The following is a 26,781-nucleotide window of genomic DNA, read 5'->3' as shown; positions in this document are numbered from 1 at the left end:
GGCCTGTTGGAGGGGGCTGGTCGGCGTCGCCCACAAGGGCGGCATCGGCGGAGTCTAAGCGAGTCCGCGCGCATGGAACAACGCTCAGCATGGCACCTGGGTTCCTCCTGGGGCCAATGCGCCGCTCTCACGCCCCGAACAGGTCCTGTTGTCCGTTTCCCGTGGCCGGCCGCTGCGGTGGGGTGAGCCCCAGGTGGGCCCAGGCGGCCGGGGTGGCCACGCGCCCGCGCGGGGTACGCGCGAGCAGGCCCTCGCGCACCAGGAACGGTTCGGCGACCTCCTCCACCGTCTCCCGCTCCTCCCCCACCGCGACGGCCAGGGTGGACAGGCCGACCGGTCCGCCGCCGAACAGTTTCAGCAGCGCCTCCAGCACGCCCCGGTCGAGCCGGTCGAGGCCGCGCCCGTCCACCTCGTAGACCGCGAGGGCGGCCGCCGCGATGTCCTCGGTGATCAGGCCGTCTGCCTTGACCTGGGCGTAGTCCCGCACCCGGCGCAGCAGCCGGTTGGCGATCCGGGGCGTGCCGCGCGAGCGGCCGGCGATCTCGGCGGCGCCGGACGGGTCGATCTCGACGTCCAGCAGGGCGGCCGAGCGGTGCACGACCCGCTCGAGTTCGCGCGGCTCGTAGAACTCCATGTGCGCGGTGAAGCCGAAGCGGTCGCGCAGCGGGGGCGGCAGCAGACCCGCGCGCGTGGTGGCGCCGACCAGGGTGAACGGGGGCAGCTCCAGCGGGATGGCGGTGGCGCCGGGGCCCTTGCCGACGATGACGTCGACCCGGAAGTCCTCCATCGCCATGTACAGCATCTCCTCGGCGGGCCGGGACATGCGGTGGATCTCGTCGAGGAAGAGGACCTCGCCCTCCTGGAGGGAGGAGAGGATCGCGGCGAGGTCGCCGGCGTGCTGGATGGCGGGGCCGGAGGTGATGCGGATGGGGGCGCCCATCTCGGCCGCGATGATCATCGACAGGGTGGTCTTGCCGAGGCCGGGGGCGCCAGAGAGCAGCACGTGGTCGGCGGTGGCGCCGCGCGCGCGGGCGGCGCGCAGCACGAGGTCGAGCTGTTCGCGCACCTTCTCCTGGCCGATGAACTCGCCGAGGTCCTTGGGGCGCAGGGCGGCCTCGACGGCCTGGTCCTCCCGGTCGGCGGCGGTGTCCACCAGCCGTTCCGCGGCGGCGCCGTCCGTCGTGTCGTCCCAGTTCACTTCAGGTGCTCCTAGCGGGATGCGCGCGGGTCAGCGGGCGCGGTTCAGGGTCTGGAGGGCGGCCTTGAGCAGCTGGCCGACCTGGGGGGCGCCGCCCGCGGCCTCGGCCTGGGGGGTCACGGCGGTGACGGCCTCGTCGGCCTCGCGGGTGGCGTAGCCCAGGCCGATGAGGGCCGCGTGCAGCTGGTCACGCCAGCCCTGGCTCACCGGGGCGCCCACGGCGGGGGCGCCGAGGGGGGCGCCGAGCCGGTCCTTCAGCTCCAGCAGCAGTTTCTGCGCGCCCTTCTTGCCGATGCCGGGCACGGCGGTGAGGGCCTTCTCGTCGGCGGTGGCGACGGCGCGGCGCAGGGTGTCGGGGCGGTGGGTGGCGAGCATGGCCTGGGCGAGGCGGGGGCCGACGCCGCTGGCGGTCTGGAGCAGCTCGAAGACCTGGCGCTCGTCGTCGTCGGCGAAGCCGTACAGGGTGAGCGAGTCCTCCCGGACGACGAGCGAGGTGTGCAGCCGGGCGTCCTGGCCGACGCGGAGCTTCGCCAGGGTGTCGGGCGTGCACTGCACGGCCATGCCGACCCCGCCGACCTCGACGACCGCCGAGTCGGGGGCGAGGGCGGCGACGGTGCCGTTGACGAAGGCGATCATGCCGTTCGGCCTTTCGTTGCGTGGGCGGTGCGCGGTGCTGTTCTCTGGACCGTCTTCTGGGCCGTGTGCCGGTCGACCGCCTGCTGGAGCCGGTTCTGGGCGGGGGCGCGCCAGATGTGGCAGATGGCGAGTGCGAGGGCGTCGGCGGCGTCGGCGGGCTTGGGGGGCGCGCTGAGCCGGAGCAGCCGGGTGACCATCGCGCCGACCTGGGCCTTGTCGGCGCGACCGGTGCCGGTGACGGCGGCCTTGACCTCGCTGGGGGTGTGCAGGGCGACCGGGATGCCGCGCCGGGCCGCGCAGAGCATGGCGACGGCGCTGGCCTGGGCGGTGCCCATGACGGTGCTGACGTTGTGCTGGCTGAAGACCCGCTCCACGGCGACGAACTCCGGCTGGTGCTCGTCCAGCCACTGTTCGAGGCCCTGCTCGACGGCGAGGAGCCGGTGGCTCAGCTCGGCGTCGGGGGGCGTACGGACGACACCGACGCCGACCATGGTGAGCGGCCGTCCCGCGACACCGTCGACCACGCCCACCCCGCACCGCGTCAGTCCGGGGTCCACCCCGAGCACTCGCACCTGTCGCCCCCTCTTTGCGGCTAAACCGCCGCCGCTCTCGCGGAGGTGGCCGAGCACCGTCGTGGTCGCCCCATTGATGGTCGCGGCCCGTGGACGGCGATCATTCGAATATCGCCAGGCTAGCCGCTGCCACTGACAACGATGACGGGCCGGCGGGATGTGTCCCGCCGGCCCGTAGATCCGTTCCGCGAAGCCCGCGGAGGCGTTACGCGTCGACCTTCTCCATGACGTCGTCGCTCACGTCGAAGTTGGCGAAGACGTTCTGGACGTCGTCGCTGTCCTCGAGGGCGTCGATCAGCTTGAAGATCTTCCGGGCGCCGTCCTCGTCCAGCTCGACCTGCATGGTCGGGACGAAGTTGGAGTCGGCGGAGTCGTAGTCGATGCCGGCCTCCTGGAGGGCGGTGCGGACCGCGACCAGGTCGGTGGCCTCGCTGAGCACCTCGAAGGACTCACCGAGGTCGTTGACCTCCTCGGCACCGGCGTCCAGGACGGCGCCGAGCACGTCGTCCTCGGTCAGCTCGCCCTTGGGGACGATGATGACGCCCTTGCGGTTGAACAGGTACGACACCGAGCCGGGGTCGGCCATGTTGCCGCCGTTGCGGGTCATGGCGACGCGGACGTCGGAGGCGGCACGGTTGCGGTTGTCGGTGAGGCACTCGATGAGCACCGCGACGCCGTTGGGGCCGTAACCCTCGTACATGATCGTCTCGTAGTCGGCGCCGCCGGCCTCGAGGCCGCCGCCGCGCTTGACCGCGGAGTCGATGTTCTTGTTGGGGACCGACTGCTTCTTCGCCTTCTGGATGGCGTCGTAGAGCGTCGGGTTGCCCTCGATGTCGACGCCGCCCATGCGGGCCGCGACCTCGATGTTCTTGATGAGCTTCGCGAAGAGCTTGCCGCGCTTGGCGTCGATCACGGCCTTCTTGTGCTTCGTCGTAGCCCATTTAGAGTGGCCGGACATCTGCCTGTCTCCTTCGCGTAACCCGATCCGATACGGACTCCCCGGGCGCTGGGAGAGCCTGAGGGGTACCGCCGCAGATCCTACAAGGACTCCGGTGTCCGGTTCGCGCGGACCATGTCGACGAAGAGCGCGTGCACACGGTGGTCGCCGGTCAGTTCCGGGTGGAACGAGGTGGCGAGCACGTTGCCCTGGCGTACGGCGACGATGTGGCCCTCGTGCTCGGCGAGCACCTCGGCGGCCGCGCCCACGGACTCCACCCAGGGGGCGCGGATGAAGACGCCCTCCACGGGGGCGCCCTCGACGCCCTTGACGTCGACCGCCGCCTCGAAGGACTCGTTCTGGCGGCCGAAGGCGTTGCGGCGGACGATCATGTCGATGCCGCCGATGGTCTCCTGGCCCGAACGCGGGTCGAGGATCTTGTCGGCGAGCAGGATCAGCCCGGCGCAGGTGCCGTAGACGGGCAGCCCGGCGCGCACGCGGGCGCGCAGGGGCTCCATCAGGCCGAAGAGGACGGCCAGTTTGGAGATGGTGGTGGACTCACCGCCGGGCAGGACGAGGGCGTCCACCTCGGCGAGTTCCTCGGGGCGCCTGACCGGCCTGGCCACGGCGTCCGCCGCGGCCAGGGCGATGAGGTGCTCCCGTACGTCGCCCTGGAGGGCCAGGACGCCGATGACGGGGGTGTTCATGGGTGCAGGTCCTACCAGCCGCGGTTGGCGTAGCGCTCGGTCTCGGGCAGGGTGTCGCAGTTGATGCCGACCATGGCCTCGCCGAGGTTGCGGGAGGCGTCCGCGACGATCTTCGGGTCGTCGTAGAAGGTGGTGGCCTTCACGATGGCGGCGGCGCGCTTGGCCGGGTCGCCGGACTTGAAGATGCCGGAGCCGACGAAGACGCCCTCGGCGCCGAGCTGGCGCATCAGGGCGGCGTCGGCCGGGGTGGCGACGCCACCGGCGGAGAACAGGACGACGGGGAGCTTGCCCAGCTCGGCGACCTCCTTGACCAGCTCGTAGGGGGCGCGCAGCTCCTTGGCGGCGGCGAACAGCTCGTTGTGGTCGCAGCCGCGCAGCTTGGCGATCTCGCCCTTGATCTGGCGCAGGTGGCGCACGGCCTCCACGACGTTGCCGGTGCCGGCCTCGCCCTTGGAGCGGATCATGGCCGCGCCCTCGGCGATGCGGCGCAGGGCCTCGCCCAGGTTGGTGGCACCGCAGACGAAGGGGGTGGTGAACGCCCACTTGTCGGAGTGGTTGACCTCGTCGGCCGGGGTGAGGACCTCGGACTCGTCGATGTAGTCGACGCCGAGGGACTGGAGCACCTGGGCCTCGACGAAGTGGCCGATGCGGGACTTGGCCATGACCGGGATCGAGACGGCGTCGATGATGCCCTCGATCATGTCCGGGTCGGACATGCGGGCCACGCCGCCGTCCTTGCGGATGTCGGCCGGGACGCGCTCCAGGGCCATGACGGCCACGGCGCCCGCGTCCTCGGCGATCTTCGCCTGCTCGGCGTTGACCACGTCCATGATGACGCCGCCCTTGAGCTGCTCGGCCATGCCGCGCTTCACACGGGCGGTGCCGGTCTCGGGACCCTGGTTGTCGATGATGGACACGCGTGACCTCACTGGTGGGTAAGACGGTTTCTGCACCGTCGAGGAAACGCGACCGGGCCGGGCCACATCAAGGGCCAATGGGAAGCCGGTGGATCATTTTGTCCCGGCGTGCCCCGTGGCACCCCGCTCAGGCCACCCGTTCGACCAGCGCGGCGGGCGGTTCGTCGTCCATCTCGAAGGCCAGCGGGAACGGCGCGTGCCCGGCCAGCCGGAACCAGCGGACCTTGCGGTGCTCGCGCAGGCGGCGGGCGGCGCCCACGGCGTCGTTGTGGAAGCGGCGGGCCATCGGCACCCGGCGCACCGCCTCGGCCAGCTCGTGCGCCGCGTCCTCGCCGCCGGGGGCGGCCCGTACGCCCTCCACCTGGCGGGCGTCCTCGAACACGGCGCGCAGCGCCTGGCTCAGCTCGCTCTCCGCGACCTCGCGCTGCTCCTCCTCGGCCTGCCGGGCGGCGTGCGCGGCCTCGTAGAGCACGATGGAGGCGGCCGGGTCCAGGACGCCGGAGGTGGCGAGTTCCTGCGCCACGGACGCCCGGCGCAGCAGCTGCGCGTCCAGGGCGGCGCGGGCGGCGTCCATGCGGACGTGCAGCCGGTCCAGCCGTCCGGCGGTCCAGCTCAGGTAGACGCCGATCGCCAGCAGTGCGACGAGAATCCAGATGAGGGTGGGGATCACGCGCGAAGGTTATCGGTGGAGGACGGGGTGCCGGTCTCCGCGTCCCGCTCGCGGGCCAGGCCGAACCGCGACCACAGGCCGGGCCGCTCGTCGGTGGCGACCGCCGCGGTACCGGTGGTGACCGTCTCGTAGACCGAGAGGATGTCCGCGCCGACCGTGGACCAGTCGAAGCGGCGCACATGGGCGCTGCCCCGCTCCCGCAGCTCCGCCCGGCGCCCGGGGTCGGCGAGCAGGGCGACGGCCTTCCCGGCGAGCGCGCCGGCGTCCTCGTTGGCGAAGACCTCGCCGGCCTTGCCCTGGTCGAGCACCTGGACGAAGGCGTCCAGGTCGGAGGCGAGCACGGGGGCGCCCGCCGACATGGCCTCGACCAGGATGATGCCGAAGCTCTCGCCGCCGGTGTTGGGGGCCACGTACAGGTCGACGCTGCGCAGGAAGCGGGCCTTGTCCTCGTCGCTGACCATCCCGAGGAACTCCACGCGGGAGCGCAGCTCCTCGGGCAGTTCCTCGACGGCCGCCTCCTCGTCACCCCGGCCCGCGACCAGCAGCCGGGTCTCCGGGTGCGCGGCGACGATCTTCGGCAGGGCCCGCATCAGCACCGGCAGGCCCTTGCGGGGCTCGTCGATGCGCCCTATGAAGCCGATGGTGCCGCCCTGCCACTCCGCCTTGGGCTCGGCGTCGGCGAAGAAGTCCACGTCGACCCCGTTGGGGATCACCACCGCGTCCCCGCCCAGGTGCTCGACCAGGGTGCGCCGGGCGTACTCGCTGACCGCGATCCGGGCGCTGATCTTCTCCAGCGCGGCCTGGAGGATCGAGTAGGCGGCGATCATGGCGCGGGAGCGCGGGTTGGAGGTGTGGAAGGTCGCCACGATGGGCCCCTGCGCCGCCCAGCAGGTGAGCAGGCCGAGCGAGGGCGAGGTCGGCTCGTGGATGTGCACCACGTCGAACGCGCCGTCGTGCAGCCACCGCCGCACCCGGGCCGCCGACAGGAACCCGAAGTTCAGCCGGGCCACCGACCCGTTGTACGGCACCGGCACCGCGCGGCCCGCCGAGACCACGTAGGGCGGCAGCGGGGTGTCGTCGTCGGCCGGGGCGAGCACCGAGACCTCGTGGCCGAGGCGGATGAAGTACTCGGCGAGGTCCCGGATGTGGAACTGGACGCCACCGGGCACGTCCCAGGAGTACGGGCAGACGATCCCGATTCTCACGCGGGTCCCTTCGCCGGGTCGAGGTCGGCGAGCCACAGCCGCTGGAGCATGTGCCAGTCCTCCGGGTGCTCGGCGATCCCGGAGGCGAAGGCGTCGGCCAGCGCCTGGGTCATCACGGCCGTCTTCTCGGTCCGCGTACCCGCCTCGGGCACCTCGACCGGCGGGTGCACCCGGCCCTGCATCACGGGCGAGTCGTCGTACCAGAGGGTGACCGGGAGCAGTTGGGCGCCGGTCTGCTGGGCGAGCAGGGCGGGCCCGGCGGGCATCCGGGCGCGCTCGCCGAAGAAGTCCACCTCGACGCCGGCGGCCGACAGGTCCCGGTCCGCGACCAGGCAGACCAGGCCGCCGTCGCGCAGCCGCCGGGCCAGGGTGCCGAACGCGGAGGCCCCGCTGTGCGCCAGCACCTCCATGCCGAGGCCCTCGCGGTAGGCGACGAACCGGTCGTACAGCGTCTCCGGCTTCAGGCGCTCGGCGACGGTGGTGAAGGGGATGCCGAGGGTGGTGGTGACCCAGGCGCCGGCCAGGTCCCAGTTGGCCAGGTGCGGCAGCGCCAGTATCACGCCCTTGCCCGCGGCCAGGCCGTCCGTCAGATGGTGGGCGCCCTTGGGGTCGAAGCCGGTGCGCACCCGCTCCGGGCTCCAGGCGGGCAGCCGGAAGGACTCCATCCAGTACCGCAGGTAGGAGCGCATCCCCGCGCGGGACAGCTCGGCCAGCCGCTCCGGGGAGGCGTCCGGCACCACGCGCGCGTAGTTGGCCTCCAGTCGCTGGACACCCTTGCCGCGCCGCTTCCAGGCGGCGTCCGCGACGGTACGGCCCAGCCGGGCGGCGACCGGTTCGGGGAGCTTCTTGACGGTGCTCCAGCCGAGCCCGTACAGCCCGTCGGTGAGACGTTCGGCGGCGGTCACTTGGCCGCCTCGCTCCCGGCGTCGAGCCGGGCCGCCTCTTCCGCCTCGGCGGACTCGCGGCGGACGGTGACGACCCGCTGGACCAGGGTGACGAGACTGCCCACCGCGACGATCCACAGGGCGACCGGCAGCAGGTACTGGATGCCGGGCACCCCGAACTTGTGCAGGCCCGCGAAACCGGCCGCGACCAGCGAGATCACCAGCCGCTCGGCCCGCTCCACCAGACCGTTCACCGCCACCGGCAGCCCGATCGCCTCGCCGCGCGCCTTGGTGTACGAGACCACCTGGCCGCTGGCCAGGCAGAAGATGGAGACCGCGCACAGCACGTCGTCCTGGCCGTTGCCCGCGTACCAGAGGGCGAAGCCGCCGAAGATCGCGCCGTCCGCGACCCGGTCCAGGGTGGAGTCCAGGAAGGCGCCCCAGCGGCTGGAGCGGCCGAGCTGGCGGGCCATGTTCCCGTCGACCAGGTCGGAGAAGACGAAGAGCGTGATCACGATCGTCCCCCAGAAGAACTCTCCCCGGGGGTAGAAGACCAGCGCACCCGCGACCACTCCGGCGGTGCCGATGAGCGTCACCGTGTCGGGGCTCACCCCCCGCCGGATGAGAAACGCGGCGAACGGCGTGAGGACACGCGTGAAGAATGCACGCGCGTACTTGTTCAGCATGGCCTTCCAGACGGTCGGTGTCGCCGTGGCCCCTGGTGGCCGTCGGCTGGCCCATCGTAGCCACGCGCGCCCGCGCACGGGGGCGCGTACCCTCCGCCACGGCACGATCCGTGACCATCCACACGGTGCCGCGCGGCCTCGGGGGTCCGTCGTATGGACGCGGCATGACGGGAGTGGAAAGCTCGAAGGACCGCGGGCGCCGCCGGAGCCGCCGCACCCACGCGGGACCCCGCCGCGTTCGCGTCCCCGATGACCTCACCGTGCACGGGAGGCAGAACCATGGGCGACAAGACGCACACACACCCCGGAGCCGCCGGCAGAGCGGTGACGGCCGACCACCCCGCGTCCGTACGGAACGTGGTGCTGGTCGGCCCCTCCGGATCGGGCAAGACCACCCTGGTGGAGGCCCTCGCGCTCACCGCGGGGGCGGTGAACCGGGCGGGCCGTGTCGAGGACGGCGGCACCGTCTCCGACCACGACGACATCGAGCACCGCCAGCACCGCTCCGTACAGCTCTCGCTGGTCCCCGTCGAGTGGGACGGCATCAAGATCAACCTCCTGGACACCCCCGGGTACGCCGACTTCGTCGGGGAGCTGAGGGCCGGTCTGCGCGCGGCGGACGCGGCTCTCTTCGTCGTCTCCGCCGCCGACGGCGTGGACGGCGCGACCCGGATGGTGTGGGAGGAGTGCCAGGCCGTCGGCATGCCCCGCGCCATCGTCGTCACGCACCTGGAGTCGGCCCGCGCCGACTTCGAGGAGACGACACGGGTGTGCGCCGAGGCGTTCGGCGCCGACGACCCCGACGCGGTCCTCCCCCTCTACCTCCCGCTGCGCGGGTCAGCCGGACCCGACGGGCACGCGCCGGTGACCGGGCTGGTCGGCCTGCTCTCGCGGAAGCTCTTCGACTACTCCCCCGGCGAACGCAAGGAGTCGGAACCCGGCGAGGACCAGCTGCCCACCCTGGACGGCGCCCGCGACCGGCTCATCGAGGGGATCATCGCCGAGAGCGAGGACGAGACCCTCATGGACCGCTACCTCGGCGGCGAACAGGTCGACGTCAAGACCCTGATCGAGGACCTCGAACGCGCCGTCGCCCGCGGCACCTTCCACCCCGTCCTCGCCGCCGCACCCGCCGCCGAGGGCGCCCGCCAGGGCCTCGGCACGGTGGAACTCCTGGAGCTGATCACCCGAGGCTTCCCCACCCCCTTCGAGCACCCCCTGCCCGACGTCACCGGCATCGACGGCACCCCCCGCGAGCTGGCCCCCTGTGACACCGAGGGCCCGCTGGTGGCCGAGGTCGTCAAGACCTCCTCCGACCCCTACGTGGGCCGCCTCTCGCTGGTCCGCGTCTTCTCCGGCACCCTGCGCCCCGACGACACCGTCCACGTCTCCGGGCACGGTCTCGCCGACCGGGGCCACGAGGACCACGACGTCGACGAGAAGGTCGGCGCCCTCTCCATGGCCTTCGGCAGACAGCAGCGCCCGGTCACCGGGGCGGTCGCCGGCGACCTCGTCTGCGTCGCCAAGCTCGGCCGCGCCGAGACCGGCGACACCCTCTCCGCCAAGGACGACCCCCTGCTCATGGAGCCCTGGCGGATGCCGGACCCGCTGCTCCCCCTCGCCATTCAGGCCCACAGCAAGCCCGACGAGGACAAACTCTCCCTCGGCCTGTCCCGGCTGGTCGCCGAGGACCCGACCATGCGCCTCGAACAGAACCAGGACACCCACCAGGTCGTCCTCTGGTGCCTCGGGGAGGCCCACGCCGACGTCGCCCTGGAACGGCTCCGCAGCCGCTACGGCGTCCAGGTCGACGTCGTCCCGCACAAGGTGCCGCTGCGCGAGACGTTCGCGGGCAAGGCGGCCGGCCGCGGCCGGCACGTCAAGCAGTCCGGCGGCCACGGCCAGTACGCCATCTGCGAGATCGAGGTCGAGCCGCTGCCCGGCGGCTCCGGCATCGAGTTCGTGGACAAGGTCGTCGGCGGCGCCGTGCCCCGCCAGTTCATCCCCTCCGTCGAGAAGGGCGTCCGCGCCCAGGCCGCCAAGGGCGTCGCCGCCGGCCACCCCCTGGTCGACGTGCGCGTCACCCTGCTCGACGGCAAGTCCCACTCCGTCGACTCCTCCGACGCCGCCTTCCAGACCGCGGGCGCCCTCGCCCTGCGCGAAGCCGCCGCCGAGGCCCGCATCCACCTGCTGGAGCCGGTCGCCGAGATCACCGTCCTGGTGCCCGACGACTACGTCGGCGCCGTCATGAGCGACCTGTCCACCCGGCGCGGCCGGGTCCTGGGCACCGAACAGACCGGCGCCGGACGCACCCTGATCCGTGCCGAGGTCCCCGAGTTCGAGATCGGCCGGTACGCCATCGACCTGCGCTCCCTCTCCCACGGCACGGCCTCTTTCAGCCGCGCCTACGCCCGTCACGAACCGATGCCGCCCCAAGTCGCGGAGAAGCTGCGCGAACAGGACGGCGAGAGCGAGTGACTCCCGGCGCCGGCGGGCGGCTTCGGCCGTCCGCCGACGCACGGGGCACCGCTGCCGATACGCTGGCCGACGGGCCCCGGACCGGCCGAACCGGCGCCGTGGCCACGGGACATCGCAACGATGTCCGGTTCGGCAGGTGTGCGCGGCGGGGAAGCCGGGAAGGCCGCAGGAGCGACACGGCGGCGATGGGGGCGGGAATGTCGGTAGGGACGGAGTGGGACGGGCCTCAGGTGCCCGTCTCCGGGGACGAGGGCCAGGCGGCGACCCTCGCACTGGCCTCGGCGGCCTACCGGGACACCCCCATGCTCGAGATCAAGAAGGCCGACAACGAGTGGCACACGTCCACCGTCAAGGCCGGCCGCATCCCGCTGTTCCGCCCCAACCTGGGCGAAGCCTTCTCCCGCACCGTCGCCGACCGCCTCCTCGCACCCGGCCGCAAGCCCCTGATCCAGTCCTTCGGCGCCGACCCCCAGGTCGTCGTCGAACACTGCCTGGCCGCCAACAACATCCGCCGCGAGCGCGACAACAAGCTGACCCTGGTGATGGTCGTCTGCGGCCTGATCTTCCTGCCCGGCCTCCTCGCCTGGCTCCTGGTCTTCCTGCTCCGCTCGTTCCTGGCCAAGCGCGAGGGCCGGGCCGGGGCGCTGGGCACCGCGCTGCTCGCCGGAGTCGGCGTCCTCGCCGTGCTCTTCCTGCTCAAGCTGCCCTTCGGCGGCTTCTGGGGCTGGTACACCCGCGCCGCCGTCGTCGTCCCCGTCCTCGGCTGGTTCTGGGCCCGCCGCGTCTGCGAGCGCACCGCCGCCGACCTGCGCGAACGCTGGGCCGGGCTGCTCTCCGGCAGCAGCGTCGGCGCCAAGGTCCCCGAGGCCGTGCCCCGCAGCCCCGGCGAGACCGCCGCCGAGCAGCTCCGCCAGTCCCTCGCCCGGCTCGGCGCGGAGCAGCGCTCCAACTCCGTCTTCTACGCCGGGCCCAAGGGCATCCTCGGCATGGGCACCCGCTGGGGTTCCTGGCAGCTCGCCGAGGAACTGGTCTCCGCCGATCCGCCGCGGGAGATCCACCCCTTCCGGAGCTGGGACGTCATACGCGCCATCCACGACCAGCTCAGCCTGCTGGAGCGCGGCCCCCTCAACACCGGCGGCTTCCCCCGGCCGTCGATAAGGCACTGGATCGTCACGCCGATCGGTGAGAAGGCCGACGCGGTCTCCCGGCCCGAGGGCACGGACGTCGAGGCGTTCCAGGTCAAGCCGCACGCCATACAGGAGATCTGCAACAAGCAGCAGTTCGGCAGCGGCGACCGGCACTATCTGGGCGTCCAGTGGACCCTGTGGGACGGCCAGCTCGTCCTCACCATGATGATCACGGTGACCGTGCTCCACGAGACCCTGCGCATCGAGGTCACCGGCCACGCCCTCGGCCCGGTCAACCCCCTCTTCCACGCCAAGCCGGCCGCCCCCACCAAGGAGGTCGCCAAGACCCTCAAGCCGTGGGAGAACCGCACGGTCAAGCTCCCCCTGGTCCCCACGGACGAGGTCGTGCGGCTCGCCGTCCGCGCCCCGCTGACCTGGTTCCCGCCGACCCTGAACTGGCTCGGCGGCTCCATCGGCCTGCCCGAGCCCTTCGGTCTGCGGCATGCCTGGGCCGACCAGCCCTGGCGCCACCGCTTCATGGCCGACGACGCCCTGCGCGCCGCCACCCCGGTCCTCAGGGTGGTGCACTCCGCCGCGATCAAGGTGCTCAAGGAGAACGGCGTGGACACCGAGAAGTTCGGCGCCCGCTCCGCCTTCCTCAGCGGCCTGGTCCAGGACCCGGCTCCGAGGAAGGCCGACCTGTACGACGCGTAGGTCCTCCGGCTGCCCAGCGGATCGTGACGAGCCGGTCAGGCAGCCGGCCAGGCGTCCGCCAGCATCTTGCGGGTGTCCCCCAGCAACTGCGGCAGCACCTTCGTCTGGCCCACCACCGGCATGAAGTTGGTGTCGCCGCCCCAGCGAGGCACGATGTGCTGGTGGAGGTGGGCCGCGATACCCGCGCCCGCCACCGAGCCCTGGTTCATCCCGATGTTGAACCCGTGCGCCCCGGACGCCGTCCGCAGCGCCGTCATGGCCTGCTTGGTCAGCTCCGCCAGCTCGGCCGTCTCCGGACCGGTCAGATCGGTGTAGTCCGCCACATGCCGGTACGGCACCGTCATCAGATGACCGCCGTTGTACGGGTACAGGTTGAGCACCGCGTACACGTGCTCACCCCGGCGCACGATCAGGCCGTCCTCGTCGGACTTCGCCGGGATCGAGCAGAACGGGCAGCCGTCGTCCGCGCCCGGACCGCTCGGCTTGTTCTCGCCCTGGATGTAGGCCATCCGGTGGGGCGTCCACAGGCGCTGGAACGCGTCCTGCGTCCCCACTCCGATCTGCTGCTCCGGCTCACTCGTCATGCAAGGCAGCATATGGCTTCGCCCGTTCGCGGCGTGTCGCCGGGGCGGCGGGAAGGCTCCCGGCGGACAAGCTGAGCCGGTGGACCACGACAGCACCATGACCCGCTGGGAGCACCACGCCGAGATGCCGCTCACCGTGGCGTCCCTGACGTTCCTCGGTTCCTACGCGGCCCTCGTCCTCGCCCCCCGCCTCGGCACCGCCTGGGACGACATCTGGCTGGTGCTGCTGCTCGCCTGCTGGGCCCTGTTCGCCGTGGACTACGCCATGCGCTGGAGGCTCAGCGGCCAGGGCGTGAGCTTCGTCCGCACCCACTGGCTGGACACCCTCGTCCTCCTCCTGCCACTGCTGCGCCCGCTGCGGATCGTGCGGATCTACGAGTCCGTGGAGCACCGGCGCGGCATGCCCCGGCTCCCGCTGTACGCGCGGGTCATCGCCTACTCGGGGCTCTCCACCCTGCTGATGGGCTTCACCGGCGCGCTCGCGGTCTACCAGCAGGAGAGGGGTGCGCCCTCCTCCCACATGCGGACCTTCGGCGACGCCGTGTGGTGGGCGTGCTCCACGCTGTCCACGGTGGGCTACGGCGACGTCGTCCCGGTCACCGCGGGCGGCCGGGTCATCGCGGCGGCGATGATGGCGGGCGGCCTGGCCCTGCTGGGCGCGGTGACGGGGTCGTTCTCCTCGTGGCTGCTGCAGGTGTTCGCGCGGGAGGAGGACGACGAACCCCCGAGGCGGGGATGACGCCTCGGGGGTTCGTCGGGATCCGTCCGGGTCAGACCTGGACCCGCTCCGCCACGACCTTCTCGATCTTGGCGATGGCGTCCTCGAACGGGATGCCGTTCTCCTGCGAGCCGTCCCGGTAGCGGAAGGAGACGGTGTCCGCGTTCATGTCCTCGTCACCGACGATGATCATGAACGGCACCTTCTGGCGCTGGGCGTTCCGGATCTTCTTCTGCATGCGGTCGGAGGAGGAGTCCACCTCGACCCGCAGACCCTTCCGCTTGGCCTCGGCCGCGAACTTCTGCAGGTACTCGACGTGCGCGTCCCCGATCGGGATGCCCACCGCCTGCACCGGGGCCAGCCACGCCGGGAAGGCACCCGCGTAGTGCTCCAGCAGCACCGCGAAGAACCGCTCGATGGAGCCGAACAGGGCACGGTGGATCATCACCGGGCGCTGCTTGGAGCCGTCGGGGCCGGTGTACTCCAGGTCGAACCGCTCGGGCAGGTTGAAGTCGAGCTGGATGGTCGACATCTGCCAGGTACGGCCGATCGCGTCCTTGGCCTGGACGGAGATCTTCGGGCCGTAGAACGCGGCGCCGCCGGGGTCGGGCACGAGCGGCAGACCCTGCTTCTCGGCGACCTGGCGCAGCGTCTCGGTGGCCTCTTCCCAGGCGTCGTCCGAGCCGACGAACTTCTCCGGGTCCTTGGTGGACAGCTCGAGGTAGAAGTCGGTCAGGCCGTAGTCGCGCAGCAGGCCGAGCACGAAGGTGAGCGTCCTGTCGAGCTCCTCCGCCATCTGCTCACGGGTGCAGTAGATGTGCGCGTCGTCCTGGGTGAAGCCGCGGGCACGGGTGAGGCCGTGCACGACGCCCGACTTCTCGTACCGGTACACGGTCCCGAACTCGAAGAGGCGCAGCGGCAGTTCACGGTAAGAGCGGCCGCGCGCGTCGAAGATCAGGTTGTGCATCGGGCAGTTCATGGGCTTGAGGTAGTAGTCCACGCCCTCGTCGAGCTGCATGGGCGGGTACATGCCGTCGGCGTACCAGTCCAGGTGGCCCGAGGTCTCGAAGAGCTTCCCCTTCGTCGCGTGCGGGGTGTAGACGAACTCGTAGCCCTCCTCCTCGTGGCGGCGCCGCGAGTAGTCCTCCATGACCCGGCGGACGATGCCGCCCTTGGGGTGGAAGACGGCGAGGCCGGAGCCGATCTGCTCCGGGATGGAGAAGAGGTCCAGCTCGCTGCCGAGCTTGCGGTGGTCGCGCTTCTCCGCCTCGGCGAGGAACTCCAGGTGCGCCTTCAGCTCGTCCTTGGAGGGCCAGGCGGTGCCGTAGATGCGCTGGAGCATCGGGTTCTTCTCGCTGCCGCGCCAGTAGGCGGCCGCGTTGCGCATCAGCTTGAACGCCGGGATGTTGCGGGTGGAGGGCAGGTGGGGACCGCGGCAGAGGTCCTTCCAGCACAGCTCGCCGGTCTTGGCGTCCAGGTTGTCGTAGATGGTCAGCTCGCCGGCGCCGACCTCGACGTCCGCGCCGTCGTCGGAGGAGGCCGAGCCCTTGAGGCCGATCAGCTCCAGCTTGTAGGGCTCGTCGGCCAGCTCCGCGCGGGCGTCCTCGTCGGAGACCACGCGGCGGGAGAACTTCTGGCCCCGCTTCTGGATCTCCTGCATCTTCTTCTCGATGGCCTTGAGGTCATCGGGGTGGAAGGGCTTCTCCACGTCGAAGTCGTAGTAGAAGCCGTCCTTGACCGGCGGGCCGATGCCCAGCTTGGCCTCGGGGAACAGCTCCTGCACCGCCTGGGCCATGACGTGCGCGGTGGAGTGGCGCAGGATGTTGAGACCGTCCTCGGAGGAGATCTCGACGCCCTCGACCTCGTCGCCGTCGGACAGCTCGTAGGCGAGGTCCTTCAGCTCGCCCGCCACGCGCGCGGCGATGACGGAGCGCTCGCCCGCGAAGAGCTCGGCGGCGGTAGTGCCCGTCGTCACCACGCGCTCTTCCCGCTCGGAATCGCGTTGGATGATCACACGGACGTCTGACACCGGTCTCTCCTGACTGAAGGCTTGAGTGCGGCGCCGTACCAGGAGCGCGCGCACAAGGGATCGTACCGACCCGCCCCCGCCGACCGCGAAACGGTTACTCTGCGTCGCCGTCCCCGTACGCCTCTCCGCACGCCTCCCCGAAGAAGTCGAGGTTCTCCTGGAGGGACTTCATCAGCCGGTCGCGTGCGCTCTCGTCGACCCGTACGGGGACGACCCCGGTGGCGCCGGTGAGCCTGCGGAAGCCGCCCCGGCGCTCCAGCCGGCCGCGCACGCGGACCGGGAGGCCGACAAGGTGCGCGTGGCCCGCCGTCCGGTAGTCCTCCTCGCCGAGGGTGAGCCGCAGGTGCGGGACCTCGGCGCCCGCGAGCACCCGCAGCCGTACGGTGCCCGGGCCGCGCGGTCCGGATCGGCGGAGCCGGACGACGACACCGGTGACGCTGACGCTCTCGGAGGGTTCGGCGCGCAGGTAGCGGGCGCCCGCGGCCCTCAGGGCGGGGAGGTCGCCGGGGGAGAACTCGACGGGTCCGGCCGAGGCGGCGCAGCCCTCGGGGATGCCGGCCGCGGGGGCCCAGGCGATGGCGACACGGGCGCCCTCGGTACCCCGGACGAGGGCGGTGAGGGCCTCGGTGAGTTCGCGGCTGACGCCGGCTTCCACCGCCCCGTCGAAGGCGTCCGTGTTTCCGGTGGCGCGCTGGTAGTCGATGGCCTCGCGGGTGGCGTGCAGGGCGTGGTGGAGACGGACGGTGAGGGGGCGGCCGGCGGGGACGGGGGCGAAGGCGGTGAGGGCGCGGCCTTCGGCGCCGGGGCCGAGGAGGACGTCGCCGAGGAGTGCGGTGGCCGGACCGCGGTGCCGGGCACCGTGGTAGCCGCTGCGGGCGCGGGTGGCGAGGGCGGCGGCGAGGAGGGTCTGGCGGGCGGCGGCGCGCAGTCCCTCGTCGAGGCTCCAGGGGGTGGCTCCGTCGACGGGTCCGGCGGGGGTGTCGCGGTACCAGCGGATCTCGTCGCTGGGGACGGCGAGGGCGATGAGGATCTCGCGGGCGGAGGGTGCGGCGCTGCGGTGCAGGGCGTGCAGGGCCTCGCCGAGGAGGTCGTCGGCGTCGGGGAAGGCGCGGCTCTCGGGGACGAGGAGGCTGGTGGGGCCCTCGGCGGGGGTGGCCGGGGTCCAGCGGCCGTAGCGTCCGGGGACTCCGCCGCGTCTGTGCCAGCCGTGCCGGCGGAGCAGGGTGGTGAGGTCGGCGGGGTCGACCCGGGCGGGGTCGGGGGGCCGGTGCCAGGCGGAGTCGTCGGGGTGGGGGCGGAGCACACGCAGGGGTTCGTCGGGGCTTGTCATGGCCTGCCTCCGGTGCCGACGCGCGTCATGATCTCGCAGAGGGCGCGGTCGTCGAAGATGCGCGCGGTGGGGACGCGGACGGTGGTGCGGGTGCGTCCGGTGACGGGGTGTCCGGCGAGGTTGACCCAGTAGCAGCAGTGCCTGAGGTCGAGCCGGTCGTGTCCGGCGCGCAGCCAGTCGTCCTGGGAGCGCGGGACGATCATGACGACGAGGATCTTGTGCACCGAGACGGGGGTGCGGGCGAGTTTGCGCAGGTGGTCGTTGTCCAGCGTGAAGGAGAAGGAGGGGCCGGGGGGCCGGGGGGCGAGCTGGTAGGTGCACTTGAGCTGCACCTTGATGGTGACCTCGTCGTCCACGGTGTGGCCGGGGGCGCTGTGGCTGACGTGCCAGTCGATGCCGTTGTCGGGGAACGGCTGGGACAGCGAGCAGCCGGCCGCGGCGGCGACCGCGTGCAGATAGCCGACCTGCAGGGTCTCCATGCAGGCGGTGGTGGCGAGGGTGCCGCGAAGGTGACCCGTGCGGTCGGGCAGCAGCCCGCCCCGCTCGGGCTGCGCCATGGCCATGGGACAACAGCCTTCCGAACCGGGGGTTTCCCCATTGCGGGCCGCTGAACTGCAAAGACCCGTACTCCTGTTGTCTCCTCCCGGCGTACGGCGCAAACGGGCCGGGTATCACCAAACGGGCAGAAGACGGAACGTCAGCCGCCATGCGCGGGCGAGGAGTTGGGTTGGGATGACGTGCTGGTACGAAGGGGCGCTGGCCGCCTTCGACACGGAGACGACGGGCGTGGACGTCGAGACCGACCGGATCGTGTCGGCCGCCGTCGTCGTCCAGGACGCGCCGGGGACACGGCCGCGGGTGAGCCGCTGGCTGGTCAGTCCGGGGGTGCCGGTGCCCGAGGGGGCGACGGCGGTGCACGGACTGACGGAGGAACACCTCCAGCGCAACGGCCGCTGGCCGGCGCCGGTGGTGTACGAGATAGCCCAGCAGCTGGCGGAGCACACGGCGATGGGCCGGCCGCTGGTGGTGATGAACGCGCCCTTCGATCTCACGCTGCTGGACCGGGAGTTGCGCCGCCACCGGGCGTCGTCGCTGGACCGCTGGTTCGAGTCGGCGCCGCTGCGGGTGCTGGACCCGAGGGTCATGGACAAGCAGTTGGACCGCTACCGCAAGGGCCGCCGCACGCTGGGCGACCTGTGCGAGCAGTACGGGGTGGAGCTGCGGGACGCGCACGACGCGGCGGCGGACGCGATGGCGGCGCTGGACGTGATGCGGGCGATGGGACGCCGGTTCGCGGCGCGGCTGGAGCGGTTGTCCCCCGCGGAGTTGCACGCGTTGCAGGTGGGCTGGCACGCGGCGCAGGCGCGGGGTCTCCAGGCGTGGTTCGCGCGCAGCGGGTCGCCGGAGCTGGTGAGCACGGAGTGGCCGCTGCGCCAGGAGTTGTCGGCGGCGGCGTAGCCGGGGTCGGTGTACGCGGCCCCGGACAGCGGAAGAGCCGGCCCGCTGTGTGCGGACCGGCTCCTCGTGCCGGTGGGCGATACTGGGTTCGAACCAGTGACCTCTTCGGTGTGAACGAAGCGCTCTCCCACTGAGCTAATCGCCCGGCAACGCACTGAACCATACAGGCCCCGGCGGGGTGAGTCCAAACCGTCACCGCCCGCCCCGGAGCGCCCGAGTGCCGTGCGCGCGGTGCCGGGTGGGGGTGACCGGGAATCAGAAGACCGTATGCGAAGGGGACTTGGCGGCGCGACGAATTCGCATGTTGTCGCACTTGCGCGAAATCCGGACGCTTTCCATCGGAATATCGTCCGCATTTCCCCGCCGCCTTTTACGTGCACACGCCGAAGGCCCGCCTGCTGTTCGCAGACGGGCCTTCGGACCAGGGTGGGCGATACTGGGTTCGAACCAGTGACCTCTTCGGTGTGAACGAAGCGCTCTCCCACTGAGCTAATCGCCCTGGGCGCAGGAAGAACATTACCCCATGTCAGCGGGTGCCTGTGACCACCTGCGGCACCGGCTCACTGGTCCTTGATCCTCCAGGGCGCGACGACGCCGAACTTCCAGAGGTAGATCCCGGCCAGCACGCCGATGATCACCAGCCCGATCACGGTCAGGGTGATGTTGCGGCGCCGCACCTTGGGGTCCAGCGCCTTCTGCGCGGCCTCGGTGACCTTGCGCTTGGTCCAGCGGAGCACGAGCTGGGCCCAGACGAACTCGGTCGCCCAGATCGCCATGCCGCCGAAGATCACGACCCAGCCGGGGCCGGGCAGCGGGAGCATGACGATGCCCGCTGCGACCACCGCGAGGCCGATCACGAAGACGCCGACCTGCCAGCTCAGGTGCAGAGCCCTGCGCTGCTTGACGAACTCCGGCGCCCGCGAGCCCAGCCCGTCACCGGCCGGCCCCTCGCCCGTCTCCGCCTCGTCCGGCACCACGGCGACCTCACCCGGCTCGTCACTCCCCGTATTCATACGGTCAAACCCTACCGGAGCGAATGGGTCACTGGAATGGTGGCAGATCTCGTATCACTTCTCGGCCGGAAGAGGTACCTAAAGCCACGCAAAACCCTCGAAGGGGTTTACAACGGCACCGTAGGTGGCATGTCGATTTCGCCGACGTGCGAATCCCCGAGCGCACACTGAGCGAAAGGCCCTGGCGCTTATGAACACCACGGTCAGCTGCGAGCTGCACCTGCGCCTCGTTGTGTCGAGCGAGTCCTCCCTGCCTGTCCCCGCAGGCCTGCGGTACGACACGGCCGACCCCTACGCCGTGCACGCCACCTTCCACACCGGAGCCGAAGAGACCGTCGAGTGGGTGTTCGCCCGCGACCTCCTCGCCGAGGGGCTGCACCGCCCCACCGGCACCGGCGACGTCCGCGTCTGGCCATCGCGCAGCCATGGTCAGGGCGTCGTCTGCATCGCCCTCAGCTCTCCGGAGGGCGAAGCGCTGCTGGAGGCCCCCGCAAGGGCCCTGGAGTCCTTCCTGAAGCGAACCGACGCCGCCGTGCCGCCCGGCACGGAACACCGGCACTTCGATCTCGACCAGGAGCTGTCGCACATCCTGGCGGAGAACTAGGCCCCGACACCCCACCGAGCCGCCCGGCGCCGTCCACTCGGGGAGACGGCGCGGGCTGAGACAACCGCATAGGGCACCCAGCGGCGTCGTCACCGTGAGCAGTCACGGAGGCGGCGCCGCTGTGCGCGTACGCGGCGCCCAGGGGGGCCGGGGAACCCCGGCGGCGGAGCGGGCGTTGCAGGGGCAGGAGCCGCCGTCGGGCGGCGCCCGGTGGGGAGGGCGCGGTTGTCGCTACCATCTGCCCCCATCGGCGGGCGCCCGCCCGACCCTCAGGCCAGGGAGCGAAACGTGCTGATCACCCACGACACCCGGTGCGCGCTCGACACCGTGGTGGATCTGGTGAACACCGCGCCGGAGGACGACACGGCGGCGGACGGACTGCCGGACGTGGCGGCGCTGGCGGAGTTCACCCGCGGTCACGCCGTCAGTGACATCGGCACGCTGTCGGAGCCGGACCTGGCGGCGGTGCGGGAGATCCGCAGCCGGTTCGCGGGCATCTTCGCCGCGCCGGACGCCCGCACGGCGGCCGGGATGATCAACGAGCTGGTCGCGGCCGCGGGCACCACCCCCCGGCTGACGGACCACGACGGCTACGACTGGCATGTGCACTACTTCGCCCCCGGCGCCTCGCTGGCCGACCATCTCGCGGCGGACTGCGGGATGGCGCTGGCCTTCTTCGTGGTGGCGGGCGAGGAGGAGCGGCTGCGGCGCTGCGAGGCCCCGGACTGCCGGCGCGCCTTCGTGGACCTCTCCCGCAACCGCTCGCGCCGCTACTGCGACAGCCGGACCTGCGGGAACCGGCTGCACGTGGCCGCCTACCGGGCGCGCCGCAAGGAGGCGGCCGGCTGAGCCGGGCCGGGATCGCGCCGGGTCGCGCCGGGCACGGTCGACGCCGGTCCCGGCGGGTGACGCCGGGACGGGCGCGTACGGCTCACAGCAACAGCAGATCGTGCAGCGCAGCCATGAGGATCAGACACCCGATCACCGCCAGGAAGATCATCAGCGGTGGCTGGGAAAGGGCGAAGAGGCACCCGCGCGGCTCGTCCTTCTGCGGCGCGGCCTCGCTCTGTGTCGTGTCGACCATCTCGCGGTGATGATGACCCAGGTCAGGCCCTGTACGCGATCAACACACACGTAAAGTGCGGGACTGCGCCGAATTCGCACCGTAGCTTTCGCGTCGCTCCGCGTGGTGAACGGTTTCGCACGCGCGGTGACGGTATGTGGCGACAGGCCCGTCATGCGCAGGTCATGCGTGCTGGCATATGCCAGTGGTTCATATGCCGTGCTTCTTGAGGATGGCCTCGATGTCGCTGAAGTCGTCCGAGGAGGACTGGGAAGCAGCGGGTGCCGAGGCGGGCCGGGAGCCCTGTCCCGCCTTCCGGCCCAGGGCGGGCGCCGAGGCCGAGGGGCTCACCGGGGCGGGACCGTCGGCGGCGGCCGCCCGCGCGGTGCGGGTGCCCCGGCGGTGCTCCACGGCGCGGACGAGGGCGAAGAGTGCCCAGGACGCGCCGAGCACCCCGAAGCCGGCCCAGGCCAGCGGGCTGAAGGCGGTACCGGCCAGCCAGCCGACGGCGCCCGTCATCACCAGGCCGACCGGGATCAGGGAGTAGGCGGCCGTGCGCAGGGCGGCCAGGAAGCGCTTGCGGTAGGCGGTGACCGCGGCGATGCCCAGGCCCGCCGCGGACACGGCGGAGCAGACGGTCTCGGCGAGCATCCGGTCCTCCTGGCGGGTCGGTCGGTCCCCCGGTCCGGTGTTCCGGGCCGGATGCGACGAGGGCACCGGCGGTGCGCTTCGTCCCCTTCCATCCTGCACCGTCCGCCCCCGGCGGGGCCATGGCCCGGTCCGGAGATCAGGGACTTCTCAGGGATGCCCCCGGGCCCCCTCGGGGTCCCCACCAGGCAGGGTGTCCCCTGCCGGGATTGGGCCGGGGGTGGCCCGCCTGGAAGACTGGGCCGCATGAGCGACACCTCCCCCGCGCACCCCGAGCCCGTCGTGCTCGACATCTGGTGCGAACTCCAGTGCCCCGACTGCCGCAGCGCCCTGGACGACGTGCACGCCCTGCGTGACCGGTACGGCGACCGGCTGGAGATCAGGCTGCGGCACTTCCCGCTGGAGAAGCACAAGCACTCCTTCGCCGCCGCCCAGGCCGCCGAGGAGGCGGTGGAGCAGGGGCAGGGCTGGCCGTACATCGAGGCGGTGCTGGCGCGGGCCGAGGAGCTGGACCGGCGCGGCGAGGCCGTGCTGGTGGACACCGCCCGTGAACTCGGCCTGGACGCAGAGGAGTTCGATGTCGCCCTGATCGACGGACGGCACATCCTGATCGTGGACGCCGACCAGGCCGAGGGCAAGGCGATCGGCGTCACCGGCACCCCGACCTACGTCATCGGCGGCGAGCGCCTGGACGGCGGCAGCAGTCAGGACGGGCTCCGCGAGCGGATCGAGGAGATCGCCGACCGCCTGCTGGCCGGCGCGGGGGCCTGAGCCCGCTACAGCAGCGGCTTGGTCAGCGTGCGGTACGTCGTCCCGTAGCCCAGCGACTCGTACAGCCGCTCGGCCGGGGTGTTGCCCGCGAAGACGTTGAGACCGAGGGCGCGGCCGCCCTCGGTGATCGTGCGGGCCTCCGCGAGGAGCATCAGGGCGCGGCCGTGGCCCCGGCCGCGCCGGGCCTCGTGCGTCTGGACGTCGTAGATCCAGCGCTCGCCCTCGCGGTGGCCCAGCCAGACGTGGCCCACCGGGGTCCCCTCGTGCTCCAGCACGCCGAACCAGACGCCGTCGGTGGCGAGCCCGTCCGGGAGAAGGTGGGCGTGGTCGCGCCGGGCCTTGGCGTGGGCCTCGGCCTCGGGGACGCCCCGCTCGATCCACTCCCCCGCGTACCGCTCCCGTTCCGCCTCCTGCCAGGCGGTGAACTCGCCCTCGGTCATCGGGCGGGCGGTGCTGCCGGGCGGGAGCCGCGGAGGCTCGTCCCCGAGCGGCTTGCGCATGCCCCGGTTGCGGAGGACGTAGCCGAGGGCGTCCGCGAGACGGGACGCGGCCTCGTTCTCCGCCGGGAGCGTCAGGTCGATCCGGCGGCAGCCCCAGCCGCGCGCCACTTCCTCGGCGGCGAGCATGGCCACCGTGCCCCGGCCCCGGCGCCGGTCCGGCTCGTCGATCCGCAGACCGGTGACCCGGGCCGCCGAGGGGCCGAGGAAGGGCGAGGTGTCCAGACGGACCTCACCCACCGGGCGGCTGTTCACGCACACCTGGAAGCGGCGCGAACGGGTGCCGTCCGCGTGCTGCTGAAGCGGCTCGGTCGGCCGCAGTGTCGTCGTCATCAAGGGAGTTGTACCCGCTCGGCGGCGCCGGTTCAGCCCAATTGACGGCGCCCGCCGGGCGGATGGCGTCTCACGGGTTCAGGTCGGCGCGCGAGCGCTCCTCGAAGATCCGCATGGCCTTGGCGGTCACCGGGCCCGACGCGCCCGGCAGTTCACGCCCGTCGACCCGGTGCACGCCCTGGACGTCGCGCAGCGAGGAGGTCAGGAAGATCTCTTCGGCGCGCTCCAGCACGTCCAGCGGGAGGTCGGTCTCCTTCGCGCCCGTCCACTCGACGGTCAGCGCGCGGGTGATGCCGGCCAGGCAGCCGGAGGGGACCGGCGGGGTGTGGATCTCGCCGTCGAGGACGACGAACACGTTGGAGCCGGTGCCCTCGCAGAGCTGTCCGACGGAGTTGGCGAACAGCGCCTCGGACGCGCCCTGTTCGCGCGCGCGGGCCAGCGCGACCACGTTCTCGGCGTACGAGGTCGTCTTCAGGCCGGTGAGGGCGCCGCGTTCGTTGCGGATCCAGGGGACGGTGACGACCGCCGTGGAGTCGGGGCGGCGGGTGGCCTCGGTCAGGGCGACGACCATGGTCGGGCCGTGCTCGCCGCGTTCGGAGCCGAGGGGGGCCTGGCCGCCGGTGTAGGTGATCCGGAGCCGGCCGAGCGGCATGGGGTTGGCCTCCAGCACGGCCGCGCAGGCGCGGGCGACCTCGTCGTGGTCGGGGTCGGGCAGGCCGAGGCCGCGGGCGGAACGGGTCAGCCGGTCGAGGTGCCGGGTGAGCGCGAACGGCTTGCCGTCGACCGCCTTCAGCGTCTCGAAGACGCCGTCGCCCACGGTCAGACCGTGGTCGAAGACGGAGACGCTCGCGGTGGTGGCGTCCCGCAGGGCGCCGTCCAGCCAGATGCTCATGTGCGGGCCTTTCCACTTTCCTGGTTCTGCCCCGACGCTACCGCGAGCAGCCGGGCCCTCTTCAGTTCGGTCTCGCGCCACTCCGCGGCCGGGTCCGAGCCCCAGGTGATTCCGGCGCCGGTGCCGAAGCGCAGGGCTGCCGGGCCGTCGCAGGACCGGTCGATCCAGAACGTGCGGATGCCCACCGCCAGCTCGGCGGTGCCCCGGTCGGCGTCGACCCAGCCGATGCCGCCGCAGTACGGGCCGCGCGGGGCGGTCTCCAGGGCGGCGATGATGCCGAGGGCGCTCGGTTTGGGGGCGCCGGTGACCGAGCCGGGCGGGAAGGTGGCCGCCAGCAGCTCGGGCCAGCCGGTGCCTTCGCGCAGTTCGCCGCGCACGGTGGAGACGAGGTGGACGAGTCCGGGGTGCTTCTCGGTGACGCACAGCTCGGGGACGGTGACGCTGCCGGTGGCGCAGACGCGGCCGAGGTCGTTGCGGACCAGGTCCACGATCATCACGTTCTCGGCGTGGTCCTTCTCCAGCAGGTCCGCCTCGGTGCGCCCGGTCCCCTTGATGGGCCCGGACTCGATGGTGCGGCCGGTCCGGCGCAGGTACAGCTCGGGCGAGGCGGTGGCGATCTCCACCCCGTGCTCCGGCAGCCGTACGGTGCCCGCGTAGGGGGCGGGGTTGCCGCGGGCCAGCAGGGCGGTGAGGGCGTCGACGTCGGCCTCGGGGCCGACCGGCGCGCTCAGCACCCGGCAGAGGTTGGCCTGGTAGACGTCGCCGGCCGCGATGTGCTCCCGGATGCGCCGCACGCCACTCATGTAGGCGGCGCGGTCCAGGGAGGTGGTCCAGTCCTCGGGGGCCGGACCCTGCCAGGCGCCCGGGACCGGGGCGGGGACGGGCGCGTGCCGTACGTCGGCGAAGCGCGCGCAGGTCAGCGCGCCCTCGAAGTCGGCGACGACGGCCCAGAAGCCGGTGGAGTCGAGAGCGGCCGGGTCACTGGTGACGTCGAGGAGACCGGTGGCGAGGCGCTCGCCGAAGCGGGCCAGGGGAGTCCGGGAGGAGGCGGCGGCCGGGAGGTGGAGCACGTGGCCGAGTCTAGGCCGGGTGTCCGAAAGCCGAGCCGGACGGGCGGCCGGGGGGACCCCTGACCGGGGTGGCCTCCGGGTGCACCGCAGCACGCTGCGCAAACGCGTTTTTGTGCTGGCTCAGGAATCCGCTAGAGTTCAACACGTCGCCGGGACGCGTAAGCCGACCGAAACGACAAGCGGACGTAGCTCAGTTGGTAGAGCGCAACCTTGCCAAGGTTGAGGTCGCGAGTTCGAGCCTCGTCGTCCGCTCGCAGGAAGTAGGGTGTCTTCCCGATCCCTACGCTCCTGGTGGAGTGGCCGAGAGGCGAGGCAACGGCCTGCAAAGCCGTCTACACGGGTTCAAATCCCGTCTCCACCTCCAAGGACGATTAGCTCAGCGGGAGAGCGCTTCCCTGACACGGAAGAGGTCACTGGTTCAATCCCAGTATCGTCCACTGGATCTTCTCGAAGGTCCCATCCCGCGCGATTAGCTCAGCGGGAGAGCGCTTCCCTGACACGGAAGAGGTCACTGGTTCAATCCCAGTATCGCGCACGCAGTGCCCATGATCCACTCCATGGAGTGATGTCGACCGGCGTCGATCGATCATGGTCCCGAGGACGATTAGCTCAGCGGGAGAGCGCTTCCCTGACACGGAAGAGGTCACTGGTTCAATCCCAGTATCGTCCACACACCGAGGAATCCCCCGGCCGTCTCGTACGGCCGGGGGATTCTTCGTCTCTCAGCTCGAGAAGAGCATGTGGCCGAAGCTCTTGTGGCGGTGGTGGCCGCCGTAGTGGCCGCCCTGGTGGTGGCCGCCGTGCTGCGGGGCGCCCCAGGCGGGGGCGGGCGCGGCGGGGTAGCCCTGCGGGGCGGGCGGCGGCGGGCCGGGCTGGGACCACTGCGACTCCAGGCGGGTCAGCGCCTCCAGCTCGCCGTAGTCGAGAAAGATGCCGCGGCAGCCGTTGCACTGTTCTATCTGGATGCCGTTGCGGTTGTAGGTGTGCATCGGCGCATGGCACTTCGGACACTGCATGGTTCGGCTCAACTCCTCGCCGTC

At 72.0% G+C, this 26,781-nt stretch carries 27 protein-coding genes, 7 tRNA genes and 1 pseudogene; 12 read left to right on the top strand and 23 right to left on the bottom strand.

Going from position 1 to position 26,781, the window contains the following annotated elements:
- Nucleotides 1-127 precede the first annotated feature (127 nt).
- The 10 genes and pseudogenes from ruvB to pgsA form a co-directional block, all read right to left on the bottom strand.
- Nucleotides 128-1,198, bottom strand: a complete 1,071-nt coding sequence (ruvB, locus tag EV284_RS30450) for a Holliday junction branch migration DNA helicase RuvB (RefSeq protein WP_130339841.1) — start codon at nt 1,196-1,198, stop codon at nt 128-130.
- A gap of 30 nt (nt 1,199-1,228) precedes the next feature.
- A complete protein-coding gene (gene ruvA / locus EV284_RS30445; protein WP_130339839.1) occupies nt 1,229-1,834 on the bottom strand; it encodes a Holliday junction branch migration protein RuvA in 606 nt (201 codons plus the stop codon).
- Nucleotides 1,831-2,406: a crossover junction endodeoxyribonuclease RuvC gene (gene ruvC / locus EV284_RS30440; protein ID WP_130339837.1), complete on the bottom strand. Its 576-nt coding sequence runs from the start codon at nt 2,404-2,406 to the stop codon at nt 1,831-1,833. Before ruvC ends, ruvA begins: the two co-directional genes overlap by 4 nt.
- Nucleotides 2,407-2,611: 205 nt before the next feature.
- Nucleotides 2,612-3,364 carry a YebC/PmpR family DNA-binding transcriptional regulator gene (locus EV284_RS30435; RefSeq protein ID WP_031180147.1) on the bottom strand — a complete coding sequence of 251 codons (753 nt, stop codon included), beginning with the start codon at nt 3,362-3,364 and terminating at the stop codon, nt 2,612-2,614.
- A gap of 80 nt (nt 3,365-3,444) precedes the next feature.
- Nucleotides 3,445-4,050 carry a pyridoxal 5'-phosphate synthase glutaminase subunit PdxT gene (gene pdxT / locus EV284_RS30430; RefSeq protein WP_130339835.1) on the bottom strand — a complete coding sequence of 202 codons (606 nt, stop codon included), beginning with the start codon at nt 4,048-4,050 and terminating at the stop codon, nt 3,445-3,447.
- An 11-nt stretch (nt 4,051-4,061) separates the two neighbouring features.
- Complete coding sequence (gene pdxS / locus EV284_RS30425; protein WP_030810697.1) at nt 4,062-4,967, bottom strand: pyridoxal 5'-phosphate synthase lyase subunit PdxS; 906 nt, start codon at nt 4,965-4,967, stop codon at nt 4,062-4,064.
- A gap of 127 nt (nt 4,968-5,094) precedes the next feature.
- Nucleotides 5,095-5,637 (bottom strand): membrane protein, encoded by a 543-nt coding sequence (locus EV284_RS30420; protein ID WP_030810699.1) that lies wholly within the window; start codon nt 5,635-5,637, stop codon nt 5,095-5,097.
- The gene (locus EV284_RS30415) at nt 5,634-6,842 is read right to left on the bottom strand and encodes a glycosyltransferase family 4 protein (protein WP_130339833.1); all 1,209 of its coding nucleotides are present in this window, start codon (nt 6,840-6,842) and stop codon (nt 5,634-5,636) included. Before EV284_RS30415 ends, EV284_RS30420 begins: the two co-directional genes overlap by 4 nt.
- Nucleotides 6,839-7,747: a phosphatidylinositol mannoside acyltransferase gene (locus tag EV284_RS30410; protein WP_130339831.1), complete on the bottom strand. Its 909-nt coding sequence runs from the start codon at nt 7,745-7,747 to the stop codon at nt 6,839-6,841. The genes EV284_RS30415 and EV284_RS30410 overlap by 4 nt, the downstream gene beginning before the upstream one ends.
- Nucleotides 7,744-8,467: pseudogene (pgsA, locus tag EV284_RS30405) on the bottom strand (phosphatidylinositol phosphate synthase). Before pgsA ends, EV284_RS30410 begins: the two are co-directional and overlap by 4 nt.
- A 224-nt stretch (nt 8,468-8,691) precedes the next feature.
- Between pgsA and EV284_RS30400 the strand changes: the two are divergent.
- Both EV284_RS30400 and EV284_RS30395 read left to right on the top strand, forming a co-directional pair.
- Complete coding sequence (locus EV284_RS30400; RefSeq protein ID WP_130339827.1) at nt 8,692-10,890, top strand: elongation factor G-like protein EF-G2; 2,199 nt, start codon at nt 8,692-8,694, stop codon at nt 10,888-10,890.
- A gap of 197 nt (nt 10,891-11,087) precedes the next feature.
- A complete protein-coding gene (locus EV284_RS30395) occupies nt 11,088-12,731 on the top strand; it encodes a hypothetical protein (RefSeq protein ID WP_130339825.1) in 1,644 nt (547 codons plus the stop codon).
- A 35-nt stretch (nt 12,732-12,766) separates the two neighbouring features.
- On the opposite strand, the gene EV284_RS30390 is transcribed toward EV284_RS30395, so the two are convergent.
- Nucleotides 12,767-13,327 (bottom strand): HIT domain-containing protein, encoded by a 561-nt coding sequence (locus EV284_RS30390; RefSeq protein ID WP_130339823.1) that lies wholly within the window; start codon nt 13,325-13,327, stop codon nt 12,767-12,769.
- A 67-nt stretch (nt 13,328-13,394) separates the two neighbouring features.
- On the opposite strand from EV284_RS30390, the gene EV284_RS30385 reads away from it, so the two are divergent.
- On the top strand, nt 13,395-14,054 hold the full coding sequence (locus tag EV284_RS30385) for a potassium channel family protein (protein ID WP_130339821.1): 660 nt from the start codon (nt 13,395-13,397) through the stop codon (nt 14,052-14,054).
- Between the two features lie 31 nt (nt 14,055-14,085).
- On the opposite strand, the gene thrS is transcribed toward EV284_RS30385, so the two are convergent.
- The 3 genes from thrS to EV284_RS30370 all read right to left on the bottom strand — a co-directional run bounded on the left by thrS (nt 14,086) and on the right by EV284_RS30370 (nt 17,955).
- The gene (gene thrS / locus EV284_RS30380) at nt 14,086-16,062 is read right to left on the bottom strand and encodes a threonine--tRNA ligase (protein ID WP_130339819.1); all 1,977 of its coding nucleotides are present in this window, start codon (nt 16,060-16,062) and stop codon (nt 14,086-14,088) included.
- A gap of 94 nt (nt 16,063-16,156) precedes the next feature.
- The gene (locus EV284_RS30375) at nt 16,157-17,392 is read right to left on the bottom strand and encodes a hypothetical protein (RefSeq protein ID WP_130339817.1); all 1,236 of its coding nucleotides are present in this window, start codon (nt 17,390-17,392) and stop codon (nt 16,157-16,159) included.
- Nucleotides 17,389-17,955, bottom strand: a complete 567-nt coding sequence (locus tag EV284_RS30370) for a DUF4365 domain-containing protein (RefSeq protein WP_030810724.1) — start codon at nt 17,953-17,955, stop codon at nt 17,389-17,391. The genes EV284_RS30375 and EV284_RS30370 overlap by 4 nt, the downstream gene beginning before the upstream one ends.
- Before the next feature lie 169 nt (nt 17,956-18,124).
- Between EV284_RS30370 and EV284_RS30365 the strand changes: the two genes are divergently transcribed.
- Nucleotides 18,125-18,850 carry a 3'-5' exonuclease gene (locus EV284_RS30365; protein WP_130339815.1) on the top strand — a complete coding sequence of 242 codons (726 nt, stop codon included), beginning with the start codon at nt 18,125-18,127 and terminating at the stop codon, nt 18,848-18,850.
- Nucleotides 18,851-18,923: 73 nt separating this feature from the next.
- On the opposite strand, the gene EV284_RS30360 is transcribed toward EV284_RS30365, so the two are convergent.
- The 3 genes from EV284_RS30360 to EV284_RS30350 all read right to left on the bottom strand — a co-directional run bounded on the left by EV284_RS30360 (nt 18,924) and on the right by EV284_RS30350 (nt 19,863).
- Nucleotides 18,924-18,995, bottom strand: a tRNA-Val gene (locus EV284_RS30360).
- Nucleotides 18,996-19,277: 282 nt separating this feature from the next.
- Nucleotides 19,278-19,349, bottom strand: a tRNA-Val gene (locus EV284_RS30355).
- Between the two features lie 61 nt (nt 19,350-19,410).
- The gene (locus tag EV284_RS30350; protein WP_130339813.1) at nt 19,411-19,863 is read right to left on the bottom strand and encodes a TIGR02611 family protein; all 453 of its coding nucleotides are present in this window, start codon (nt 19,861-19,863) and stop codon (nt 19,411-19,413) included.
- A gap of 190 nt (nt 19,864-20,053) precedes the next feature.
- Between EV284_RS30350 and EV284_RS30345 the strand changes: the two genes are divergently transcribed.
- Both EV284_RS30345 and EV284_RS30340 read left to right on the top strand, forming a co-directional pair.
- Entirely contained in the window at nt 20,054-20,467 is a 414-nt protein-coding gene (locus tag EV284_RS30345) for an SsgA family sporulation/cell division regulator (protein ID WP_010351314.1), read from the top strand.
- Nucleotides 20,468-20,755: 288 nt separating this feature from the next.
- On the top strand, nt 20,756-21,316 hold the full coding sequence (locus EV284_RS30340) for a CGNR zinc finger domain-containing protein (protein ID WP_030810732.1): 561 nt from the start codon (nt 20,756-20,758) through the stop codon (nt 21,314-21,316).
- A gap of 82 nt (nt 21,317-21,398) precedes the next feature.
- On the opposite strand, the gene EV284_RS32870 is transcribed toward EV284_RS30340, so the two are convergent.
- Both EV284_RS32870 and EV284_RS30335 read right to left on the bottom strand, forming a co-directional pair.
- Entirely contained in the window at nt 21,399-21,551 is a 153-nt protein-coding gene (locus tag EV284_RS32870) for a hypothetical protein (protein WP_165425682.1), read from the bottom strand.
- A 189-nt stretch (nt 21,552-21,740) separates the two neighbouring features.
- Complete coding sequence (locus EV284_RS30335) at nt 21,741-22,181, bottom strand: hypothetical protein (protein WP_130339811.1); 441 nt, start codon at nt 22,179-22,181, stop codon at nt 21,741-21,743.
- Nucleotides 22,182-22,424: 243 nt separating this feature from the next.
- Between EV284_RS30335 and EV284_RS30330 the strand changes: the two genes are divergently transcribed.
- A complete protein-coding gene (locus EV284_RS30330) occupies nt 22,425-22,949 on the top strand; it encodes a DsbA family protein (protein ID WP_130339809.1) in 525 nt (174 codons plus the stop codon).
- A gap of 5 nt (nt 22,950-22,954) precedes the next feature.
- Here the strand turns inward: EV284_RS30330 and EV284_RS30325 are convergent, their stop codons facing one another.
- The 3 genes from EV284_RS30325 to EV284_RS30315 all read right to left on the bottom strand — a co-directional run bounded on the left by EV284_RS30325 (nt 22,955) and on the right by EV284_RS30315 (nt 25,741).
- Nucleotides 22,955-23,779, bottom strand: coding sequence for a GNAT family N-acetyltransferase (locus EV284_RS30325; protein WP_130339807.1), 825 nt, complete (start codon nt 23,777-23,779; stop codon nt 22,955-22,957).
- 70 nt (nt 23,780-23,849) lie between these two features.
- Nucleotides 23,850-24,671: an aminodeoxychorismate lyase gene (locus EV284_RS30320; RefSeq protein WP_130339805.1), complete on the bottom strand. Its 822-nt coding sequence runs from the start codon at nt 24,669-24,671 to the stop codon at nt 23,850-23,852.
- Nucleotides 24,668-25,741: a chorismate-binding protein gene (locus tag EV284_RS30315; RefSeq protein WP_130339803.1), complete on the bottom strand. Its 1,074-nt coding sequence runs from the start codon at nt 25,739-25,741 to the stop codon at nt 24,668-24,670. Before EV284_RS30315 ends, EV284_RS30320 begins: the two co-directional genes overlap by 4 nt.
- A 179-nt stretch (nt 25,742-25,920) precedes the next feature.
- Between EV284_RS30315 and EV284_RS30310 the strand changes: the two genes are divergently transcribed.
- The 5 genes from EV284_RS30310 (at nt 25,921) to EV284_RS30290 (ending at nt 26,411) form a co-directional block, all read left to right on the top strand.
- Nucleotides 25,921-25,993: transfer RNA gene (locus EV284_RS30310), tRNA-Gly, on the top strand.
- Nucleotides 25,994-26,031: 38 nt separating this feature from the next.
- Nucleotides 26,032-26,105: transfer RNA gene (locus tag EV284_RS30305), tRNA-Cys, on the top strand.
- A gap of 1 nt (nt 26,106) precedes the next feature.
- Nucleotides 26,107-26,178, top strand: a tRNA-Val gene (locus EV284_RS30300).
- A 26-nt stretch (nt 26,179-26,204) separates the two neighbouring features.
- Nucleotides 26,205-26,276, top strand: a tRNA-Val gene (locus tag EV284_RS30295).
- 63 nt (nt 26,277-26,339) lie between these two features.
- Nucleotides 26,340-26,411, top strand: a tRNA-Val gene (locus tag EV284_RS30290).
- A gap of 52 nt (nt 26,412-26,463) precedes the next feature.
- Here EV284_RS30290 and EV284_RS30285 read toward each other — a convergent pair.
- Nucleotides 26,464-26,757 carry a zf-TFIIB domain-containing protein gene (locus EV284_RS30285; protein ID WP_130339801.1) on the bottom strand — a complete coding sequence of 98 codons (294 nt, stop codon included), beginning with the start codon at nt 26,755-26,757 and terminating at the stop codon, nt 26,464-26,466.
- Nucleotides 26,758-26,781 lie beyond the last annotated feature (24 nt).

This window comes from Streptomyces sp. BK022 (assembly GCF_004217355.1).
In the GTDB taxonomy this organism is placed as follows: domain Bacteria; phylum Actinomycetota; class Actinomycetes; order Streptomycetales; family Streptomycetaceae; genus Streptomyces; species Streptomyces griseoluteus.
Note: the sequence above shows the minus strand (reverse complement) of the source record. Positions and strands in the feature narration are given on the sequence as shown.